The organism is Gammaproteobacteria bacterium (assembly GCA_003696665.1).
GTDB lineage: Bacteria > Pseudomonadota > Gammaproteobacteria > Enterobacterales.
This window is the reverse complement of record RFGJ01000104.1, coordinates 1-1296: the sequence shown is the minus strand read 5'-3', so window position 1 is coordinate 1296 and position 1296 is coordinate 1. Positions and strand designations below refer to the sequence as shown.

The following is a 1296-nucleotide window of genomic DNA, read 5'->3' as shown; positions in this document are numbered from 1 at the left end:
CCAAACACGTATCCGGCAGCTTGAGGAAAACCTGCCGAAAACACGTGGCACCATCACTTGGACGCACAAGCGCGATGACTGGGATGCCATGGTGCGCGTCAACTACTACGGAAGCTACTACGAAGCGCACCTTGATGCCGGCAGTCTGCCCATTAATGCTGGCGCCGAAGTCACCGTGGACGCTGAATGGAGCTACCAGTTGACCAGCACGACGCGCGTCAAGATTGGTGGCCAAAACATCTTCGATGAGTATCCAGATGAAAACCCATGGGCTGGTGTGGCCGGGGCGAAATATCCACCGACCTCCCCGATGGGCTTCAACGGCGGCTTCTGGTATGTTGAACTCGAGTGGAATTGGGACTAATCAACAATAGGAGCCAATGAACCCGCCAGCAGGCGGGTTCATTTTTAGACACTGACATTAAGCCCCCATTGTTCACGAGCCGCTTTGGCCAATGACTCGCGAAATTGCGGCGCAGCGATACCAATTAACGCTTCGGCGCGCTCTTTCAAACTTTTACCATCCAGTTCAGCCACCCCATATTCGGTCACCACATATTGCACATGCGCGCGAGTGGTTACCACACCCGCCCCTGGGCGTAACATTGGGCTGATACGACTCACCGTACCGTGCTTCGCTGTCGCGGGCAGTGCGATGATCGCTCGACCGCCTTCAGACAATGCCGCCCCTCGCATAAAGTCCATCTGCCCGCCCACGCCAGAATAAATTCGGGTGCCTATGGAGTCGGCACACACTTGTCCGGACAAGTCCACTTCAAGGGCACTATTGATCGCCACCATGTTGGGATTTTTTCGAATGGTGTGCGTGTCATTGACATACTCAATATCCAACAAAACCACCTCGGGATTGTCATCGACAAAATCGTACAAACGCTGAGTGCCCAACACAAAGCCCGCAACAATTTTGCCAGGATGACGCTTTTTGCGGCAGCCATTGACGACACCTTGTTCAATCAATGGCAACAGTCCATCCGAAAACATCTCGGTGTGCACGCCAAGATCCTTATGGTGAGTCAGGCACGACAGCACGGCGTCAGGAATGGCGCCGATGCCTGTCTGTAGACAATCGCCATCGCGTATCAATGAGGCCACGTTCATGCCGATCCGTCTGGTGATCTCATCCAGATCGCCCGCACCGTGCTCAGGCAATGGCATTTCGCACTCAAAAACCGTATGCAATTTCTCGTACTCAATAAAACCGTCCCCATGCGTTCTCGGCATCCGCGGATTGATTTGCGCAATCACTTTGCCAGCCACATCGACCGCTGCTTTGGT

At 54.1% G+C, this 1296-nt stretch carries 2 protein-coding genes; one reads left to right on the top strand and one right to left on the bottom strand.

Translation table 11 applies throughout. From position 1 onward, the window contains the following. Positions 1-364 (top strand): TonB-dependent receptor (locus D6694_03525; protein ID RMH46472.1); only part of this gene is annotated, 364 nt, incomplete at its 5' end. A gap of 44 nt (positions 365-408) precedes the next feature. Here D6694_03525 and D6694_03520 read toward each other — a convergent pair. Further along, positions 409-1296 (bottom strand): 4-hydroxybutyrate CoA-transferase (locus tag D6694_03520; GenBank protein ID RMH46471.1); only part of this gene is annotated, 888 nt, incomplete at its 5' end.